Origin of the sequence: Chitinophaga nivalis, from assembly GCF_025989125.1 — a bacterium.
GTDB lineage: Bacteria > Bacteroidota > Bacteroidia > Chitinophagales > Chitinophagaceae > Chitinophaga > Chitinophaga nivalis.
The window spans coordinates 7,574,513-7,594,710 of the sequence record NZ_JAPDNR010000001.1; the positions used below are offsets into that span (position 1 = coordinate 7,574,513).

The following is a 20,198-nucleotide window of genomic DNA, read 5'->3' on the forward strand; positions in this document are numbered from 1 at the left end:
TTGTATTTCATTGGGGCAATGGATTTTCCGGTTGCCGGCATACTCTTTTTTGTACTTACCATCCGGTAAAACAAGATAATCTCCCCTCACTTTTTCCGGCCGATGGTATAAAATTTTTGTTACGTATCCGATACTACCCGGGCTATCCTGCAGTAAATACGCACTTCTAACCCCTAGCTTTATAAGAAATAACCCTCATTAACCATGACCTATAAATTAAAGGTGCCCTCCACTTCCCGATTTATTCTGGAATATGCACTGGACCTGTACACCACTCCCCTTCAACAACATTATATTGATGCCATTGATTTCAGCGAAACAAGCCGCATCGCCTGGGAGTTACGGCAGGCTTACCCCACCATACCCGATGCTATCTACTACCGTAAATTAAGCATCCGGGAAATGTTCCGGGAACAGCTGCTGTTACAGCCACAGCAACAGGTCATTATTCTGGGGGCAGGTCTTGATCCGCTATCGTTGTATCTGCTGGAGAATTACAAAAACAACATCAAACATATCTTTGAAGTAGATAATGGTTACATCTTTGAAAAGAAAGCGATTTACGAAGAATTATTACCGGGGCAGAAAAGTATCCATTTTATTCGCTGCGACCTTACAGATACGCAGACACTGGCCGTACAGCTGGTAGAAAACGGATATAACGCTCACCTGCCTACGCTGATTATTTTCGAAGGGGTTATTCATTTCATTACCAATGAAGAATTTATCAACCTGATGCTGCTCTTTAAAACAAATGATCAGCGGAACATTGTAACAATGGATTATTTTCTAACCACTGCTACCGTGCCCCCTGCCTTTAAAACGGCCCACAGCCATGCATTAACGGTATTGGAAACCTATATCAACGGGGCATTGAACACCAACAGCCGCGATAACATACTCGCGCTGCTGGCTGCCCTGGGAGCATCCGGTGAAACGGTGGAGCCTTTAAATGAGATAGAATACAAAACTACCGGCAGTAATCATGTGTTTCATGTACCCGGTGAAGGCATGCTCGAGATGGTACTCTTTCATATCTGATTCCACCAGGGGTCCTGCGGATAACTTTCTCCTACCACTACCGGCTCTCCTATGCGTGGAGTAGTAATAGCCAGCTGGTGCAACGCCGCGCTTTTCGTGACACGTATCGCCGGTTCATTCCAGGGATGTAGCGATAATGCAAACTTGGCCCAGTGAACCGGCATTAATACTTTCGCCTGTAAGTCAATGGCTGCCTGTACGGTTTGCTCCGGCATCATATGTATAAAAGGCCATGCTTCATTATACTGCCCACATTCCAGTAACGCAATATCAAAAGGTCCCAGCTTGTCGCCAATCGTCTTGAAGTGGCTGTCATAGCCGGAATCGCCACCGATAAAAATTTTGTAGCCAAAAATTTCCAATACAAAAGAAGCCCATAAACTACCACCTCTTTTCAGTCCTCTGCCGGAAAAGTGTCGTGCCGGTGTAGCCGTTAACGTTATACCCGGTGCTACTGCTTCTGTATCCCACCAATCCATTTCCGTAATGGCAACATTATTACCGGCACATCCGGCAATATCGCGGCCTACCCCTAACGCCGTATAAAACCTGCCCGTACGGGATTTCAGCTGAGCAATTGTTTTTGTATCGAGATGATCATAGTGATTATGCGTGATGATCACCGCATCTATATCGGGCATATCTTTCACCTGATAGGCATCGGCACCCGGGAAGGCTTTCACCATAAAAGAAAAAGGAGATGCGCTGCCACTGAAAACAGGATCCACCAGGATATTCACGCCTTTCACCTGTATCAGGTAAGAAGAATGGCCAAACCAGACAATCACCGGCTTTTCGGACGACCGTTTTTTCAGGTCTGTTTTTATGGTGGGCAACGGTTTCGCCGGCTTTGTATCAGCAGGCCGGTTCAGGGCATCTTTCAGCATACTGAAATAGGTCACATCTTCCAGCTTCATCGGTGTCAGCGATAAATTCTGAAATACGCCATTGCTGAAATTGGCCGACCGTTGCATTTTCTCTTTTGCCGTCATTGATTTTTTTTGCATACGCATGAATTGGTACTTACAAAACGACCTGCTTTTCCTCATCTGGAACAGGGACTTTTATGAAGACGCACCGGCCGGCAAAATATTGTAATCAGCCGGCCGGTATCTTCCATTCCCTTCTATGATCGTGCCAATATGGTTTTCCCCCGGGCCATCACCCGCAGCAGGCGGATATTGCCATAAAAGGCAGAATGGTACTTCGCATCTTTTATCCGGTGCCGGGTATAGGCCGCCAGTACATCCGCAGCTGTAATCACCCCCAGCAATTGCTTATGATCGCTGTTATCCAATACAGCCAACACATCTATCGGGTAGCTGCCCAGTATAGTGGTCACCGTCTGCATGTTATCTGTGGCCAGCACATAAGGCAGGTTTTTCTCCGGTATCAGCGGCAAGGCTGCAGGCGCGTTATCTGCCGCCAGGCCGGCCCGGTGCAGGTAACCTTTGAATCTGCCACCAGCATCTGTTACCGGCAGATAAGCCTGATAACAGGGCTGTTGCTCCAGGAGCCGGCTGACCGTGGCCGACGTCATCTGTTCCTGTATAGAAACTAATGACGGCTGCATCGCTGCTGTTGCGCTGAGTTGCTGCAACAGGTCGGGGGTATATTCCTCCGGTGTAGCCACGCCCCGGCGCCGGATCTTTTCCGTCATAATACTTCCTTTCATCAGGAAAAAGGAAACGAAGTAAGCGGTTGTACAGGCGCCGATCAGCGGCAACAAACCATGTGTCTGCCCGGTTGTTTCCAGCGCAAACACAATTGCGGTAAGCAATGCCCGGGAAGACCCGGCAAACATGGCTGCCATTCCTATTAAAGCGGCAGTGGCGATGTTGATATCGCTGCCTGGCAACAGGTGTAGTACTCCCGCGCCCAGCAAGGCTCCCAACGCGCCGCCAATGGTAAACAACGGCGCCAGCGTACCACCGGAAGTACCACTGCCCAATGAAATTACCCAGGAAAGATATTTCAGGATACATAGTGATAAAATCAGCAACAAAGGCACCTGTCCTGTCAATAAACTTTTGATATTATCGTACCCTACGCCCATGGTATGTGGCGCAAAATAACCAATTCCTCCTACTGCCAGTCCGCCGATTGCCGGCCACCACATCCAGTGTATCGGTAGTTTTTCAAACAGGTCTTCCACCCAATATACAGAGCGGGATACGCCGGCGGCCACCACGCCGATCACGGCTCCCATCAATACATAGGTGAGCAGGGCTTTGTCGGATACCGCCGGAATATCCGGCATAGCAAATACCGGTTGGTTGTCGAACAGCAACAGGTGCATGCCGCCACCGGTAATACAGGCAATGGCTACCGGAATCACTGCCCGCGGCGAGAATTCAAACAGCAGCAGCTCTATCGCCAGCAGGATTGCCGCCAGCGGGCTGCCAAAAATAGCCGACATCCCGGCACAGGCGCCGGCCGCCAGTAACACCTTGCGTTCTGCCGCAGAAATATGAATCACCTGGCCGGTAAAGGAACCAATGGCGCCTCCCGTGGCAATAATAGGTCCTTCTGCGCCAAACGGGCCGCCCGTGCCGATGGAAATGGCGGCAGACAAGGGTTTCAGCAATGTTATTATGGGTGGTATCCGGCTTTGGTGCAGGATAATATTTTCCATGGCTTCGGGAATGCCATGACCGCGGATAGCTTTGCTGCCAAAACGCGCCATCACCCCCACGATGAGGCTACCCAATACCGGTACGGCAATGACAAACAGTCCCAGCTGATTACCGGCCGGCCCATTTTCTGCAAAAGAAAAACGGCCGTAGAAGGCCAGGTTGGTAAATAAACTGATCAATAATACCAGCCCTTTGGCCACCACGCCTATTGCCAGGGCATTCAAACATGCCTGTAAACTCAGGTAAAATACCCTTCCGGACATGTTTCCCGCGAATGCTCGCTTCTTTTTATGATTCATATTATAAAAAACGTCTTTTAAAAACACAAATTGACCACAAAAATATGATTCAAATCATATTAAAAGTTGTTTTTTCTTTCAAAAACTCAAAAAAGTACTAGTATTGCAGGCATGAAAAAGACCGGGGTCTGCGATTTAAAGACATGTTTTTTATGCCAGTTCTGTATACCGGAATGGCGGCCGGCTGTGGCCCAGCACAAGCAGCACCTGTTCTTTAAAAAGGGAGCCGGCATCTTCACCGAAGGCACTACTGCCACCGGCATCTTTTTTTTGTATGAAGGAAAAGTAAAAGTGCACAAGCAGTGGGGGGAGGAAAAAGACCTGATTGTACGGTTTGCCCGGAAAGGCGATATACTGGGGCACCGCGGACTGGGCAGCGATCAGCGCGTGTATACCGTATCTGCTACTGCCCTGGAAGATACCACAGTGTGTTTTATTGACTTTGCTTTTTTTGAGGCTTCCCTGAAAGTAAATCCTGCCTTCACCTATAAACTGATGCAGTTTTTTGCAGCAGAACTACAGGAAGCAGAACGCAGGATGCGCAATCTCGTGCACATGGACGTTAAAAGCAGGCTGGCGGATGCCTTACTGGAAATAAGCCGGCTACATGATAACCTCCGCTTCTCCATCAGCCGCCAGGACCTGGCTTCCTTTACCGGCAGTACCTATGAAACCGTATACCGCATCCTGCAGGAATTTATTCAGCAAAAAATTATTCTGGCAGAAGGTAAATCCATTACCCTGCTGCAGGAAAAACAACTACAGCAACTGGTAGCTGGTTAAATTATTCTGTAATAGTCAAACGCGCTATTTTTCGTGCATGCTTTTCCGTTATAGCCGTCCATTCCGGCTGGAAGATATTGTTGTTATATAAATCTGCTGCGTAGCGATAGGTAATAGCCGACAGATGCCAGCCAAATACCGGCTCGAGAAATTGTATGCCATCTGCGATCACCCGCTCCAGCACCCGTTTTTTGGAGATGCCTGCTTTCTCACAATAATGATCCAGGAATGCTCCCCGGCCTATCTTTACATATTCTACCAACAGATCTTCCGTGATCCATTGTACCGGCACTGCTTCCATCTGATGATCGGCCCGGCGGATGGCCAGCAACAATAATTCCGGCTCATAAAATGCTTCCGGGATATCGTGTTTCAACATAGCGCCATGTGCTGCCCCGAGGTAACAGAGTTCCCGGGTGATGTATTCCTCCGGCAGATAACGGAGTGCTTTCCCATCTTTTTCCACAGCATAGGCTACCAGCGATGCATCCAGCAGTGCAGCCGGGAAATAAGCCAGCGCGCCTACATAACCATGCAGCGCCATCATACAAAGCTCGTGGGTGCGCATTTCCGGTGGCACCCGTTTCAGGTCTTGCCAATTGCTTTTCACCTTGCGTTGCCAGTAGGCAGCATCTTGTACCGTGGCACGGAGTACATATTCTCCCGCTGCCAGGTCACGCCGCAATTCTTCAAAAGTAGTCGTCAGCGGATTGTGTAACAGGGTGCGTAAACCCACCGCTATTTCATCATCGTCTTCTTCGCCCTCCGTACAATGATTCGCTGCCGGCATCTCCGGGTCATTATCATGATAATAAAAAGTAGTGACTGGTGGTACCGTTGGTGTAAAATGATAATCTTCTGCAATAAATACCGGTGCTGTGAGTGTACCGCCACATTGCATCCAGCCATGGTTATAGTGTAACAGGATCATTTCTTCTGCTGTGATATTCCCTGTGACATGCACCGGTGAACCGCCGATCAGCAAACTCCTGCAATGTACATCCCCCGCTACATACAGCGCCGGGCCGTAATCGCCGGTTTCATTCAGGATACTACCTGCTACCGTCAGGTTACCTGTGACGATGTATCCCTGGATACGTTGTCCATCTGGTGTATCCGGCAAAGTGTCTGTATCCAGTATTAAATGATCGGTCAATGCCAGATCTCCTTCGTGTATATAAAAATAATCGGTGTCTGCGATGATATCAAAAAACATCTCCTCACTTTCATATATCAGTGCAGCGATATGATACTGCGCATTTGCATCTTTGCAGGAGATCAGGCGAAACTTCTTTTCCATATGACTGATTCGTATATTTATTATCGTTATTACAAGCAAAAGGTATGCATAAAAGAGTAAAATTCGATTTTGACATCCGCTTCACCAATGGTGGCGGCATCCAGGGAGAAGATTTCAGGCTGGATATTTCCGGAGATGATATCGCCGACGAAGCCCTCGCAGCTTATATTGTAGCAGATATGCGCTTATTGATGGTAGGTACGGTAAAAATTCTCAACAAGGAAATCCTCACCGAACCACATAAGCGTACACCGGTAGATACGCCTGCCGGCAGTTATCTCGTAGACCTGAGCCATACGATTGAAGCCGGACTGGTGACCTATAAAGGCCTGCCTGCACCGATTGTATGTGATTACCTGAGCCGGGAAGACTCCAAAAAATTCTATGAACCCGGTACTTCTTTCCAGATTGGAAAAATTGAAATGGTGACCAATACCGGTACTTACATCGACTGTCCTTTTCATCGTTATGAACATGGCAAAGACCTGTCGGAAGTAGCGCTGGAAGCCTTTGCAGATCTTGCCGGCACCGTTATCCGCGTGCCTTATACCGATACACTTGCCATCAACGCCGACCTGCTCCGGAACTATGAAATCCGCAACCGGGCCGTACTAGTCCATACCGGCTGGGCTACTCATTGGAATACGCCTGCCTACTATGAAAATCATCCTTACCTGACTGCAGATGCAGCGGAATACCTCCGTGACTGTGCCGTAAAACTGGTAGGCATCGATTCGCATAACATTGATGATACCCGTGGTAACAGCCGGCCGGTACATAGTACGCTGCTGGGCGCTGAAATACTGATTGTGGAACATCTGTGCAACCTGGAAGCATTGCCACAGGATGGGTTTACCTTTAGTGCCGTACCACCCAAATTCAAAGGAGCGGGCACTTTTCCGGTAAGAGCGATGGCACGGCTGGAACAACGGTAATTATATCCGGTAGGATTTGCCTAATTTTGCGTGCTTCATGACCACAAAAGGGTATGCATCATTGTAAATGTTAGCAGAAATCGACACCGCCGCCAACGCCAGACAATACCGGATTGCCATTTCCGTCTTCTTTTTTATCTCCGGACTAGGTTACTCTACCTGGGCATCCAGGATACCTTCTATTCAGCAACAGCTGCATTTGAACGAAGCGCAGCTGGGAGCAGTATTGCTGGCCCTGCCCATCGGCTTAATGCTCACCATGCCTGTTACCGGTAAACTGCTGGGCGCATTCAGCAGCCGCAAGATTATGCTCTACGGGGCGTTGGTATTTAACGTGATTCTCAGTTTACCGGGATTTGCCACTTCCGTATGGCAACTGGCGCTCGTGCTGTTCTGTTTCGGATCGGCCCGCAATCTGCTGAACCTGTCGATGAATGCACAGGCGGTCCATATTCAGCATATGCATCACCAGAGTATTATCACCACCTTTCATGGTATCTGGAGTATTGCCGGTTTTACCGGCGCAGCTATCGGCTACCTGATGGTAACCATGAATGTAGCACCGTCCTATCATTTACTGATTATAAGCATCCTGTTACTGGGCTTTACCCTGGTGTATTATCCCAAAACCTACGCAGATCAGCCCATCGTTTCCGATATCAAAAAGCCTGTTTTCTCCTTACCGGATAAATCTCTACTTAAATATTCCCTCATCTGTTTTGCCTGTATGGCTACTGAAAATACGATGTATGACTGGAGTGGTATCTATTTCCAGAAAGTAGTACATGCATCTAAACCTACTGCCACAGCAGCTTTTGTGATCTACATGATTGCCATGACCACCGGACGTTTTGCCGGAGACAAGCTGGTAGCAACAATAGGCATCAAAAAAATACTGCATTACAGTGGCTGGCTGATACTGACAGGTTTATCATTGGCCATTATCTTTCCGTATCCGTTACCAGCCGGTATTGGATTTGTGTTTGCCGGATTTGGCGTTTCCTGTGTAGTTCCGTTGGTATTCAGTCTGGCAGGTAAATCAAAAAATACGAATGGCGGGCAGACGCTTGCTGCGATTTCCACCATCGGCTACCTGGGCTTCCTGGTAGTACCGCCCCTGGTAGGTTTTGTGGCACAAGCCACCAGTCTGCGTTATTCTTTTGCTATTATGGCTATCTGTGGTGTGTTGATCATCGGGATGGTACGGGGTATTAAAACAACAACGCCTTAACAACGGATATTTTTTCAGCGGATATGCACCACATTATCCTGGATGTAAAAGTCGAAATCGCTGGTATATTTCAGGCGTTCCAATGAAATACGCACGGGCTGGTAGCGGTCGATTACGCCTGTAAACCGCATGGCCGCATGCCGGGCCGTATCTATCACTACCTGTACGCCAAACCAGCGGGGCAATACTTTCATCACTTCTTCCAGGGGCACATCGTTGAAGATATGTTTCCCTTTCCGCCAGCTGAGGGTATAATCCGCATCGAACGGACGTACTATAACGCCTTCACCCTCTTTATAGATGGCTTCTTCGCCGGGCTGCAGCAACTGCGCCTTGTCATTTGTTTTCATGCGTACGGCGCCTTCTACCAACGCCACCTGTACATGCCCGCGGTCGTAGGTATTGACATTAAAAGCGGTACCTAATACCTCCACAGTACTGTTAGGTAAGTGTACCATAAAAGGCTGTTGTGCATTGGGCGCTATTTTCATATAGGCTTCTCCGTTAATCGTCACCTCCCGGGTATTGCCGGTGAAAGTCAGCGGAAATTGTAAGGTAGAAGCTGCATTAAGGGTTATTTCGCTGCCATCGGGTAGTAAGAGCCGGTAATCTTTGCCAGGCGGTACCTGTAGCGTAGCCATCGTATTGCTGCTAACAGCCTGATAGGACAAATATCCCTGGGTGTTCTGCAGGGTCATGGCTCCCAGTTTCAACTGTTGCGGCGCTTCCGACAGATCGATGCTATGGCCATCGGATAATTGCAGGATGATGTGTTTACTGTTGGCTAAAGCGGCTGGCGGTATTGGTTGCCGGAAGGAGCTGGAAAAGTAGTAAGCACCCGCCAGCAACAGGATGGCGGCAGCGGCAGACCAGGAGGCGATACGACGTATCCGTATTCTCCTCCGGCGTTCCCTGTGCACAATGTTAATGGCAGCGGGGCTGTTGCGCATAACCTGTTTCAATGCTTCCGTATGTAATATTTCTCTTTTGTGCTGATAAAGGGTGTGGGCATCGGCATCTATATCGATTTGCCGGTGCAGCCAGTCGCGGTCTTCCGGACTGATGACACCAGCTAACTCTTCTACTATCAGCTGTTCAATTCTACTGTTGTTCATTTCCATAATCAATAGGCTTTCCGCAGTTGCTGGCGCAGGGTTTTCAATGCGCGGCTTACCTGGTTTTTCACCACCTGCAGGTTAATGTTCATGTCTATGGCTATCTCTTTCTGGCTTTTACCATCAATATACAACATCTGGAACGCCTTACGGGTGGCAGCTGCAGAAATGTTTTTAATGGCATCGTTTATTTGTTCACCTAATTCTTTATTCTCTATAGGTCTTTCATCACTGCTGTTTTCCACCTGATGTAGCCATTGCAGGAGGAATTTTCTGCTGCTATCATTTTTTCTCAGTTTCGCGGCGTACTGGTAATGTACCGACTTGAAAAGATAATTTTTAAGAGAAGTAGTTACCAGTATCGTTTCTCTTCGTTGCCAAAGTGCGGTAAAGATATCTTGTACCATATCTTCCGCTTCTGCATAGTCACGTACCTTGTAATATGCTTCCAGGAGCAACATAGGTTGATACCGGTTGTAAATGGCGATAAAAGCGGCTTCGTCTCCTGCTTTCAACTGTTGCAGTAACATATCATCCTGAAAAGTGTGCATATCATTTCTTCTTCTTCGACAAACAAGCTATCATTTTAAAAGGAAGCAAAAGTTAATTCTCACTCAAATGTTATGCAGTTGTTAATCAGTCCGCTTCCCGTGTTACCTTTCTGTTAATTCTGCTACATAGTATACGATATATTATCCCCTAATAAATTCCGTCCACATTATGATTAAGCCTGTAATACTGTATACGTTGCTATTGACCTGCGCCCTATCCGCAAGGGCTTTCCAGCAGGGGCATCAGCAAGTGACCATTACAGAAAAAAGCATCAGCATCAACGAGCTTTTCAAAAGCATCACCAGACAGACCGGGCTGCTCTTCACTTATAGTAATGCACAGCTCAACCAGGAGGAAATCATCCGGGGAAATTTCCGGCGTATAGCGGTCAACGACATCCTGCGGACGGTGTTGGGTGCCCGTGGATTTACCTGGCAGTATAGTGATAATGTTGTCTTGATACGAAAAATGGGAGATCCGGAAAAAAAAACTGGTAGTCCGGCTTCGGATACCCTCTTCCGTGTCAGCGGCATCATTACAGATGTAAAAGGACAACCGCTTACCGGTGTTACGGTACACATCCGTAACACCACAGTAGGCACGACCACCGACGGTCAGGGAAAATTCACCTTGCAACAGGTTCCTGCCAATGCCCAGCTAGCTGTTTCCATGATTGGTTATCTCTCCCAGGAAGTGGCTGTTAACCACCGTAAAAACATTCCCGTCAGTTTACAGGAGTATGTGAGTAATCTCGATGAAACCGTCGTGATTGCGTATGGCGCGACGACGAAACGTTTCAACACGGGGAATGTGAGTAGTGTGAAAGCCGCAGATATTGCAAAGCAGCCGGTGAGTAATCCGCTGGCAGCTTTGCAAGGGAGGGTGCCGGGGATGATTATTACGCAGCAGACGGGGCTGCCGGGGGGAGGGTACAATGTACAAATCAGGGGGCAAAATAGTATTGCGAGTGGGAACGATCCACTTTATATTATCGATGGCGTTCCTTACTCCTCACAAATAACAACTACCCTGGGAGGTACTTTAATTGGAGGAGGGAGTCCTCTTAATTTCATCAACCCAGCAGATATTGAAAGTATAGATGTACTGAAAGACGCCGACGCTACAGCCATCTACGGCTCCAGAGGTGCTAACGGAGTCGTTTTAATTACCACCAAAAAAGGTACAATAGACCAGACAAGAATATCATTAAATGCCTATGGCGGTATTGGGATAGCCTCCAGTAGAGTAAAACTAATGAACAGAGAACAATATCTTGAAATGCGTCATGAGGCATTCCGTAACGATGGTGTATTACCAGGCATATATGACCATGATTTAAATGGCAAATGGGATACAACCCGGTCCACAGACTGGCAAAAAGAATTATTAGGTAACAAGGCTCATTTTACAGATGTACAGCTGAGTATTTCAGGGGGCAACAATAACATACAATATCTGATTGGCGGAAATCTCCGTAAGGAAACAACTGTTTTTTCAGGCAAATTCGCTGACAAAAAGGGATCCGTACACTTTAATTTAACCAGTAACTCGCGCAACCAAAAGATCCAGGTTATGTTATCCGGTAATTACATGGTAGATGATAATCGACTTCCTAACTATGATTTGACAGGCAACATCTATTATCCCCCGGTTGCACCTCAGTTATACAACAAAGATGGTACACTTAACTGGCAAAATTCAACATGGGAAAATCCACTCAGCCCATTAAATACGCGTTACTCTTCTAAAACAGACAATCTGTTATCAAATGTCGTGATTAGTTATGAACCTATAAAAGCACTGAAAATAAAATTAAGCGGAGGTTATAACAATATGCTGATGAATGAAATCACAACGTTGCCTACCACTATGTTTGACCCTGCCTTGAAAGTAAAAACCGGTAGTGCCAGTTTTGCAGATAAAAAAATACAATCCTGGATTTTAGAACCTCAGATTTCCTATCAGCGAAAATGGAGAGCAGGTAATTTTGATATACTACTTGGTACAACTATTCAACAAAGCACCGCCAACGCAAAAGAAGTCAGAGGATTGGGCTATAACAATGATGCGTTATTGGAAAATATAGAGGGAGCTTCTACTATTATTAAAGGCAACAATAGCAACTCTCTCTATAAGTATAACGCCATTTTTGCCCGTATTAATTGCAACTGGGACGGCAAGTATTTATTAAATATTACAGCCCGGAGAGATGGCAGTAGCCGCTTTGGGCCAGGTAATCAATTTGGAAATTTTGGGGCTGTGGGCGCGGGCTGGATATTTTCAGAAGAAAATTTCATGAAAGATAATGCAGGAGCCCTCAGTTTTGGTAAAATACGTGCTAGTTACGGTACAACAGGAAATGACCAAATCAGTGACTATCGTTTTCTATCTTTATATCAGTTCTCCTCCGATGTACCACCTTACCAGGGATCGCCGGGTTTAACTCCCAGTTCTTTGTATAATCCGGATTATGGATGGGAAGTCAATAAAAAAATGGAAATAGGAATTGAACTGGGATTACTAAAGGATAAGATTTTTTTTTCCACCAGTTACTATAGAAACCGGTCCTCCAATCAATTATTAAGTTATCCACTACCCGATATAGTAGGCCTTTCCAGCGTGATTCAAAACCTGCCTGCCACTGTAGAAAATAACGGTTGGGAGATACTTTTAAAAGTAGGTAACAAACAAGTAAAAAAAATATCCTGGTCCACTACTTTTCAAGCTACCATTCCCCGAAACAAACTGATCTCATTTCCAGGTATGGAAAAAACATCCTATGCCACTACCATGCAAATAGGTCAGCCGCTATCCGCCATTAAAGTCCTTCAATCTGCAGGCGTAAACGAAACTACTGGCAATTACCAGTTCCTTGATTTTAAAGGCAACCCAACTAGTATGCCTGATATCTCCACTGATCAATATAAATTTATCAATATCAATCCTGTTTTTTATGGGGGGATTCAACAAACACTTCAATATAAAAACTTCGAGCTGGACTTTCTCTTTCAGTTTGTAAAACAAACAGGAAAAAATTATCTCTATAGCAATTATTATGCTCCCGGCATGTCTGCTTTTTATAATGTACCGGCAGAAGTGACTGACCGGTGGCAGAAACCAGGAGATAAAGCTAATTTTCAGAAATACACGCAAAAATTCGGAGAAACATTTACCGCCTATCAATACGCACAACAAAGTGATCTGGCCTATTCCGATGCCTCTTACATCCGGTTGAAAAATCTATCTCTTACTTATATGATTCCTGACCAATGGAAAAATGCATTACACCTACAACAAGGCAGGGTCTATATACAAGGACAAAACCTGCTGACCATTACAAATTACAAAGGACCTGACCCGGAAACGCAGTCCGCAACCAAACTTCCACCCTTAAAAGTATGGACAATAGGTTTTCAGCTCACTTTCTAAAACATAGTATATGCAATTCTCCGAAAACAATATATTTCTTTTTAAAAAAAATACTGCCCTCATTTTTGGTATAGTTTTAACATGCTTTTCCTCCTGCAAAAAATTACTGGAAGTGGGGCCACCACTAACCAATGTAGATAGCCAAAGTGCCTATGCCAATGACATTTCCGCCGCATCTGTTTTAGGAGGCCTGTATGGAAAAATGAAAGGCTTGAATGGAGATATTGGCCTTTCTGTTATCGGAGGCCTCTCCGCCGATGAACTCACCTTAAATACTTCTTTAAATACACTACTCCAACGAGTCTATATTAATTCGCTGCTTAGTAAGGAAACACCTTTATGGAATTCCTTTTACTATTATATTTTTGTATGTAACAGCGCATTGGAAGGGATTGCAGCCTCCAACGGCATGACAAATGACGGCAAATCACAACTAACAGGAGAAGCAAAGTTTGCCAGGGCATTTATTTATTTTCACCTCGTAAACTATTTCGGAGATGTTCCACTTATAACAGGTACAAATTATAATACCAACGCCAGCGCTCCCCGTTCTCCTGTAAGCCTTGTATATCAGCAAATCATCAGTGACCTCACAGCCGCACAATCATTGTTGTCGGAAGAATATAAAGATGCAGATGCTACCTCCGTTTCCAGTGAACGCGTCCGGCCTAATAAATGGGCAGCTACTGCATTACTTGCCCGAACCTACCTATATACCGGAGATTGGAAAAATGCTGAAATACAGGCAAATTCCATTATCGAGAACAAAGCATTATACGATACTATTGCATTGGCAAATATCTTCCTTAAAAACAGCCGGGAAACCATCTGGCAACTACAACCTGTTGACCAGGGATATAATACATTAGATGGATACTTATTTGTTATGCCGGATGGCCCTAACAATATTAAATACATCACCCTCAGTGATCACCTCTATCAAGCCTTTGAAACAGGAGATCAGCGAAAAACAGAATGGGTCGGGAACAGCAATCCAGTTGGCGGAACAGTATTCCATTATCCCAATAAATATAAAATCGGCACTTACAATATACTAAATCCGATTACAGAATACCTGATGGTACTCAGACTAGGAGAACAATATCTAATCCTCGCAGAAGCTGCTGTCAGGCAGGGTAATCTACCGCTGGCCACGCGGGCTTTGAATGTAATCCGAAAACGGGCGCGGTTATCTGAGCAGACCTTTAATAATAAAGAGGAACTATTGAAAGCTGTCTTTCATGAAAGAGAAATAGAATTATTTGCAGAGATGGGACATCGCTGGCTCGACCTTAAGCGCGCCGGCTACATTGATTCGGTAATGACCAAGGCCACACCTGTTAAAGGAGGCAACTGGCAAACTTATCATCAACTTTTTCCATTACCCATAGAAACTATTCAATTAAATCCCAGTCTGACAGGGCATCAGAATCCGGGTTATTGATCATACTTATCACTAAATATTTCTTAAAAAACAATTATGCAAAAAGGTAAACAACTGCTATTAGTACTTGCAGTACTAATATGGAGCAACCAATCGAAAGCACAATCCGGCTGGCAAATACAACCAGTCACTATCCAAACCCGATGGGCCAAAGAAGTGTCCCCTTCCAACGCATTACCGGCATACCCACGACCTCAAATGGTTCGAAGCAAATGGGAAAATTTAAATGGTTTATGGGAATACGCCGTTACCACCAAAGATAAATCCAGACCAGATAATTACGAGGGAAAAATATTGGTTCCTTATCCGATAGAATCAGCACTTTCCGGTGTAAAAAAAAGCCTGCTTCCTACGCAGTTATTATGGTATAAAAAAAATATTCCCAAACCAACACTTAAAAAGGGAGAAAGATTATTGCTCCATTTCGGAGCAGTTGATTATCAGGCAACGGTTTATCTGAATGGTAAAACCCTAGGAGAACATAGTGGGGGCTATCAACATTTTTCATTTGATATCACCGATCTTATCCGAAACGGAAAAAATGAACTGGTTGTGAAAGTATTCGACCCTTCCGAACAAGGCAATAATCCACATGGCAAACAGGTACTCCGGCCACAGGGTATTATGTACACGGCCAGTAGTGGCATATGGCAAACTGTTTGGCTTGAAACGGTGCCAGATGTATATATCAGTGGCATTTATCTCACACCGGATGTAGACAAAAGTCAGTTACAGCTCACCATTAACACCAACACTAAAGAAAGCGGCTATACTATCCAGGCTACCGCCAGGTCTAATGGAAGTATTGTTAGCAGTAACACACTATTACCTAACCAGTCTAACAATTTGCCCGTACCGTCCCCTCAGCTATGGTCACCGGAAACACCATTTTTGTATGATCTGGATATTGCATTATTATATCAGGGTAAAGTGGTGGATTCGATCAAGAGCTATTTTGGCATGCGCAAAGTGGAGATAAAAAAAGATACAGATGGCAAAGAAAAAATATTTTTAAACAATCAATACACTTTTAATCTGGGCGTACTGGACCAGGGATTCTGGCCAGAAGGATTATATACTGCACCGACAGATGAGGCATTAATGTTTGATATATCCGCCATCAAAAGTATGGGATTTAACACTATCCGGAAACATGTAAAGCTGGAACCAGACAGATGGTACTACCATTGTGATAAAGCTGGCATACTCGTATGGCAGGATATGCCCACCTGTGCCGATACCAGCAAAGCAGCCAGACAAATATTTGAAGCAGAAAATAAAGAGAATCTACTACAATTACATAACTATCCTTCCATCATTACCTGGGTGCTCTTTAATGAAGGATGGATGCGCTATGATCAGAAAAGGTTAGCAAAATGGATAAAAGAAACAGACCCATCACGTATTGTTAATGCACATAGTGGAGAAAATTACGATAAGATCACCGAAGCCGAAGAGAAATGGCGGGATGGGGACCTGACAGACACCCATGAATACCCAGGTCCCGGTATGCCCCCCTATCTGCCTAACAAAGCGATGGTAATAGGTGAATGGGGTGGCGTCGGGGTTTCAATATGGCAACACCAATGGAAAGGCTATGATAGTTGGGGATATATCAAAATACCTACCTTGCAATTCCCATCTAAATACAAAATGATGACCAAACTATTAAAAGTCTACAAAGAAGATGGGGGACTTTCCGGGGCCATCTACACAGAGCCTTTCGACGTTGAAACGGAAGAAAATGGCTTTATCACCTATGATAGAGAAATCATTAAAATCCCAATAGATACACTCAGAATGATCAACCGCATGATTACAGCGGCCACCAGTCCTATAGATCTGTCATTCCATTGCACAACAGCAGATACTGCTGATCATTTTAAAAAATATGAACGTATCCAGAATGATGCCCGGAAATCAATTCTGACCTATCAGGGGGCTGCAAACTGGCCCAAAATGATTAATACTGTGGACGAATACATTAAAATATGTGCCCCCATTGTATTACCCGCCGAACTAAACATGTATAGCTGGGCAATTTTTCAGAATTGTGACGATCCTGCATCACTTAATGCAGCAGTGGAGTGGATTAAATTTGGATTATTACGCGAACCAGGAGATAAAAACAGTATTGATACCTATGCGAATCTGCTCTATAAGCTCCGTCGCAAAAGCGAGGCTATTAAACTGGAAGAAGAAGCGCTAGCCATTGCTGTTGCCATTAATAATCAGAAAGCAATAGATATATACGAAGACACTCTTAATAAAATGAAAAAAGGGGAAAAAACATGGCCGGAATAACCGGTTTACAATAAATAGGCTACTCATAGTGATATGAGTAGCCTTCATCAAAAAGACAATTATTATAATCGCCGCATGAAAAAAAAAATATTCTTTCTCATTTTACAGCTTGTCACAGTCGCAACGATCGCACAAAAAAAACCACTTACCTTAACAGATGTGGAGAGCTGGCCTTTGATTGACTTAAAAATAATCAGTAATGATGGGAAATATATTGCCTACAGTTATAGGATACCTTCCGGGGAAGTAAAGCTGGTGATTCAAGCTACACAAGCTACCTGGAAAAAAGAAATAATATCCGGTGATATGGCCGCATTTTCTCAAGATAGCCGAATGGTCATTTACAAAACAAAAGGAGATACCCTCTATCTGGATAAAATTCCAGACGGACCTAAAAAAGCAATTCCTGGTGTATTTAATTTTAACGCCATCAGTATAGATAAAGAAGAATACCTATTATATCAGTTAAACGATTCCCTCAAACGATGTGTTATTCAAAAAATCACATCCGGACAACAGGAAGAGATCATTGGCGTAAACCAATATCTGATCAGCCCAGATCAAAAAACCATACTATTTTATACCAGTACGAAGAAAGAAAAATATACCGCTCATGCTCTCTATTGGTATAAACTATCAGATAATTCCCGACAACAAATATGGATGGACAGCTTATCCGTATTAAGTTTTTGCTTTGATCCGACAGGAAAACAAGTTGCATTTCAAACAGCATCTAACAATATTCAACAAGCAACTACTCAGATAAGATATTTTAAAGAAGGTATGTCCTCTGCCAAAGTACTGTTGAATGATCATTCTCCGGAGATAGATCCCTCATATATTCTTGATAATGGATTCGATGTGCCCTTTTTTAGTTCTAATGGAGCCCACCTTTATTTCTATCAAAAGAAAAAAGCTGATACAACACTCACCTTAACAAATGTTGCGGTAGATATCTGGCATTACCAGGATACCAGATTACAATCACAGCAATTAGAAGCAACCAACTTTGCTCCCAAAACATACCTTTCCGCTTTTTCCTTTGCAACCGGACATATTGTACCTATTACAACAAACGAGTATGAATATACTCAACAACCAGCTATAAGGAGCAAAGGCGATTACGTTCTTATGAGTATCCTAAAAGGAGACCCTGGTGAGAAAAACTGGAATGTACAGGGAAGAGAAAGTGTTTTTTTAATATCACTACTGACCGGAGAAAAAAAACTGATCAAGCAAAACATTTCCAATTATTCACTCAATGATTATCAATTATCTCCCAACGGCAAGTATCTGGTATATTATGATTGTGACAGTATGCACTATTTCAGCTATAATACCACTACCGGTGATCGGATAAATATTTCAGGGAATATCAAAGTACCATTTTATGATGAAACAAATGATTATCCTTACCTACCCGCTTCCAATGGTATTGCTGCTTTTACTACTGACGAATCTGGTGTGTTTGTATACGATAATTATGACATTTGGCTACTTTCATTAAAATCTCGCACTGCAAATAATACTTGCATTACTAATCATTATGGCAGGATGAATCATACAGTTCTGCGCATAATGGACCCATTTAGTAAAATGGGGAATATAAACACCCGACAAAAATTAATTGTCACTGCCTTCAATACACGTAATAAATATAATGGGTTTTATCAGATCGACTTCAATCATCCTTCAAAGTCCCGTATACTCACTATAGGTCCATACCTATATTATTATCCTTTTAATTCCTACAAAATATATCCTGATACACTTATAAAATCAAAACATCCAACAGCTTATCTACTGGTAAGAATGTCAGATAGAGAAGCTCCTAATCTATTCTTCACCACCCATTTCAAGACCTTCTCTCCACTTACAAACTTTGCCCCTCAGGAAAGCGTAAATTGGCTACGAAAGGAGTTATTTCATTGGAAGATGCCAGATAACACTACTGGCACCGCTATTCTTTATAAACCAGCAGATTTTGATCCTCAAAAAAAATATCCAGTTCTTTTCTATTTATATGAAAAAAATTCCAATGAACTGTATTTTTTTGACAGACCTCTTCCAAGTAATGGCGCGCTTAATGTCTCTTATTTTGTCAGTAACGGATACGTTGTATGTAGCCCTGATATAACCTATAAAACAGGTAGTCCCGGACAAAGTTCATTTGATGCCGTGACTTCGTGTGCACAACAACTGGCTGCTATGCTTTGGGTTGACAGCAGTAAGATGGGGTTACAAGGCATTAGTTTTGGAGGATACGAAGTAAATTACCTGATTAGCCACACCTCTCTTTTTGCAGCAGCGGCAGAATGCGCAGGCGTTACGGATTTCGTTAGTGGCTATAACAGTATCCGTTCTGGCGGTATCAGTCAGCAATATTTATATGAGACATTTCAAAACAGAATGGGAAAAACATTATGGGAAGATAAAACAGGTTATATCAGTAATTCTCCCATCTTTGCTGCTGACAAAGTAAATACCCCTTTGCTTATCATGCACAATAAAGGAGATCGGCAGGTATTATTGGAGCAAGGCATATCCTGGTTTCTTGCACTTCGCCGGTTGCAAAAGAAAGTCTGGTTATTACAATATGATGGTGAATACCATGGACTTCTTCAATATGATAATCAGATGGACTATTCCATTCGCATGGCCCAGTTCTTTGATCATTTTTTGAAAGGAAAACCTGCTCCCCTATGGATGCAAAAAGGTATTCCTGCCATAATGAAACTTAAACAAAGCGGCTTATAATTGAGTAAACTAACAAATAACAAAAGGCGCAGACTACCTCCACGCCCAATAATTAATCACCTAATACCTGCCAATACCGATTATGTATAAATACTTATTGAGCATTAGCTACATATGCAGTAAACTGAGGAAGCCCACGCACGATAACAGATGTTGTGAAATAGCCTTTATAAAACTCAGTCGGATAGGGTAAAACCGTATAGGTATTTACTCTTGTAGCATTCGGCGCAATTTTCACTCTATTATCAAAAGTTATATAATACAACTGCTCCGGTGGATTATTCGCTCTTTCTTTAAATGCTATAGCTACAGGGATAATGCATATAATAAAAAGTAGTATCAGATAAATTCTTTTCCTTCTCATATAATTAA

General features: G+C 44.0%; 15 protein-coding genes. 8 read left to right on the forward strand and 7 right to left on the reverse strand.

Annotation, left to right across the window (positions count from 1 at the left end):
* Positions 1–204: 204 nt before the first annotated feature.
* A complete protein-coding gene (locus tag OL444_RS27555; protein WP_264728035.1) occupies positions 205–1,041 on the forward strand; it encodes a class I SAM-dependent methyltransferase in 837 nt (278 codons plus the stop codon).
* On the opposite strand, the gene OL444_RS27560 is transcribed toward OL444_RS27555, so the two are convergent.
* Both OL444_RS27560 and OL444_RS27565 read right to left on the reverse strand, forming a co-directional pair.
* A complete protein-coding gene (locus tag OL444_RS27560; protein ID WP_264728033.1) occupies positions 1,032–2,048 on the reverse strand; it encodes an MBL fold metallo-hydrolase in 1,017 nt (338 codons plus the stop codon). The genes OL444_RS27555 and OL444_RS27560 overlap by 10 nt on opposite strands.
* Before the next feature lie 119 nt (positions 2,049–2,167).
* Positions 2,168–3,940, reverse strand: coding sequence for a chloride channel protein (locus OL444_RS27565; protein WP_264728031.1), 1,773 nt, complete (start codon positions 3,938–3,940; stop codon positions 2,168–2,170).
* A 222-nt stretch (positions 3,941–4,162) separates the two neighbouring features.
* Between OL444_RS27565 and OL444_RS27570 the strand changes: the two genes are divergently transcribed.
* Complete coding sequence (locus tag OL444_RS27570; protein ID WP_264728030.1) at positions 4,163–4,759, forward strand: Crp/Fnr family transcriptional regulator; 597 nt, start codon at positions 4,163–4,165, stop codon at positions 4,757–4,759.
* A gap of 1 nt (position 4,760) precedes the next feature.
* Here OL444_RS27570 and OL444_RS27575 read toward each other — a convergent pair whose 3' ends face one another.
* Positions 4,761–6,059: a polymer-forming cytoskeletal protein gene (locus OL444_RS27575; protein ID WP_264728026.1), complete on the reverse strand. Its 1,299-nt coding sequence runs from the start codon at positions 6,057–6,059 to the stop codon at positions 4,761–4,763.
* Between the two features lie 44 nt (positions 6,060–6,103).
* Between OL444_RS27575 and OL444_RS27580 the strand changes: the two genes are divergently transcribed.
* The gene (locus OL444_RS27580) at positions 6,104–6,994 is read left to right on the forward strand and encodes a cyclase family protein (protein WP_264728024.1); all 891 of its coding nucleotides are present in this window, start codon (positions 6,104–6,106) and stop codon (positions 6,992–6,994) included.
* Between the two features lie 67 nt (positions 6,995–7,061).
* Positions 7,062–8,225, forward strand: a complete 1,164-nt coding sequence (locus OL444_RS27585; RefSeq protein WP_264728022.1) for an MFS transporter — start codon at positions 7,062–7,064, stop codon at positions 8,223–8,225.
* A gap of 14 nt (positions 8,226–8,239) precedes the next feature.
* Here the strand turns inward: OL444_RS27585 and OL444_RS27590 are convergent, their stop codons facing one another.
* The 3 genes from OL444_RS27590 to OL444_RS32065 all read right to left on the reverse strand — a co-directional run bounded on the left by OL444_RS27590 (position 8,240) and on the right by OL444_RS32065 (position 10,528).
* On the reverse strand, positions 8,240–9,346 hold the full coding sequence (locus OL444_RS27590; RefSeq protein ID WP_264728020.1) for a FecR family protein: 1,107 nt from the start codon (positions 9,344–9,346) through the stop codon (positions 8,240–8,242).
* Between the two features lie 2 nt (positions 9,347–9,348).
* Positions 9,349–9,891: an RNA polymerase sigma factor gene (locus OL444_RS27595; RefSeq protein WP_264728018.1), complete on the reverse strand. Its 543-nt coding sequence runs from the start codon at positions 9,889–9,891 to the stop codon at positions 9,349–9,351.
* Positions 9,892–10,105: 214 nt separating this feature from the next.
* Positions 10,106–10,528 carry a hypothetical protein gene (locus OL444_RS32065; RefSeq protein ID WP_264731748.1) on the reverse strand — a complete coding sequence of 141 codons (423 nt, stop codon included), beginning with the start codon at positions 10,526–10,528 and terminating at the stop codon, positions 10,106–10,108.
* Between OL444_RS32065 and OL444_RS27605 the strand changes: the two genes are divergently transcribed.
* From OL444_RS27605 to OL444_RS27620, 4 genes are all read left to right on the forward strand, one after another.
* The gene (locus tag OL444_RS27605) at positions 10,472–13,321 is read left to right on the forward strand and encodes a SusC/RagA family TonB-linked outer membrane protein (protein ID WP_264752055.1); all 2,850 of its coding nucleotides are present in this window, start codon (positions 10,472–10,474) and stop codon (positions 13,319–13,321) included. The two genes, OL444_RS32065 and OL444_RS27605, sit on opposite strands and share 57 nt — an antisense overlap.
* A 112-nt stretch (positions 13,322–13,433) precedes the next feature.
* Positions 13,434–14,765, forward strand: coding sequence for a RagB/SusD family nutrient uptake outer membrane protein (locus OL444_RS27610; RefSeq protein WP_264728016.1), 1,332 nt, complete (start codon positions 13,434–13,436; stop codon positions 14,763–14,765).
* A 36-nt stretch (positions 14,766–14,801) separates the two neighbouring features.
* Positions 14,802–17,069 (forward strand): glycoside hydrolase family 2 protein, encoded by a 2,268-nt coding sequence (locus OL444_RS27615; RefSeq protein WP_264728014.1) that lies wholly within the window; start codon positions 14,802–14,804, stop codon positions 17,067–17,069.
* Between the two features lie 75 nt (positions 17,070–17,144).
* The gene (locus tag OL444_RS27620; RefSeq protein WP_264728012.1) at positions 17,145–19,826 is read left to right on the forward strand and encodes an alpha/beta hydrolase family protein; all 2,682 of its coding nucleotides are present in this window, start codon (positions 17,145–17,147) and stop codon (positions 19,824–19,826) included.
* Between the two features lie 94 nt (positions 19,827–19,920).
* Here the strand turns inward: OL444_RS27620 and OL444_RS27625 are convergent, their stop codons facing one another.
* The gene (locus OL444_RS27625) at positions 19,921–20,190 is read right to left on the reverse strand and encodes a hypothetical protein (protein ID WP_264728011.1); all 270 of its coding nucleotides are present in this window, start codon (positions 20,188–20,190) and stop codon (positions 19,921–19,923) included.
* Between the last annotated feature and the right edge of the window lie 8 nt (positions 20,191–20,198).

Excerpts from the sequence above, each read along its gene's own strand:
- OL444_RS27555 (WP_264728035.1), top strand. The coding sequence starts at position 205 with ATGACCTATAAATTAAAGGTGCCCTCCACTTCCCGATTTATTCTGGAA.
- OL444_RS27575 (WP_264728026.1), bottom strand. The coding sequence starts at position 6,059 with ATGGAAAAGAAGTTTCGCCTGATCTCCTGCAAAGATGCAAATGCGCAG.
- OL444_RS27625 (WP_264728011.1), bottom strand. The coding sequence starts at position 20,190 with ATGAGAAGGAAAAGAATTTATCTGATACTACTTTTTATTATATGCATT.
- OL444_RS27565 (WP_264728031.1), bottom strand. The coding sequence starts at position 3,940 with ATGTCCGGAAGGGTATTTTACCTGAGTTTACAGGCATGTTTGAATGCC.
- OL444_RS27580 (WP_264728024.1), top strand. The coding sequence starts at position 6,104 with ATGCATAAAAGAGTAAAATTCGATTTTGACATCCGCTTCACCAATGGT.
- OL444_RS27590 (WP_264728020.1), bottom strand. The coding sequence starts at position 9,346 with ATGGAAATGAACAACAGTAGAATTGAACAGCTGATAGTAGAAGAGTTA.
- OL444_RS27595 (WP_264728018.1), bottom strand. The coding sequence starts at position 9,891 with ATGCACACTTTTCAGGATGATATGTTACTGCAACAGTTGAAAGCAGGA.
- OL444_RS27620 (WP_264728012.1), top strand. The coding sequence starts at position 17,145 with ATGAAAAAAAAAATATTCTTTCTCATTTTACAGCTTGTCACAGTCGCA.
- OL444_RS27615 (WP_264728014.1), top strand. The coding sequence starts at position 14,802 with ATGCAAAAAGGTAAACAACTGCTATTAGTACTTGCAGTACTAATATGG.
- OL444_RS27585 (WP_264728022.1), top strand. The coding sequence starts at position 7,062 with ATGTTAGCAGAAATCGACACCGCCGCCAACGCCAGACAATACCGGATT.
- OL444_RS27560 (WP_264728033.1), bottom strand. The coding sequence starts at position 2,048 with ATGCAAAAAAAATCAATGACGGCAAAAGAGAAAATGCAACGGTCGGCC.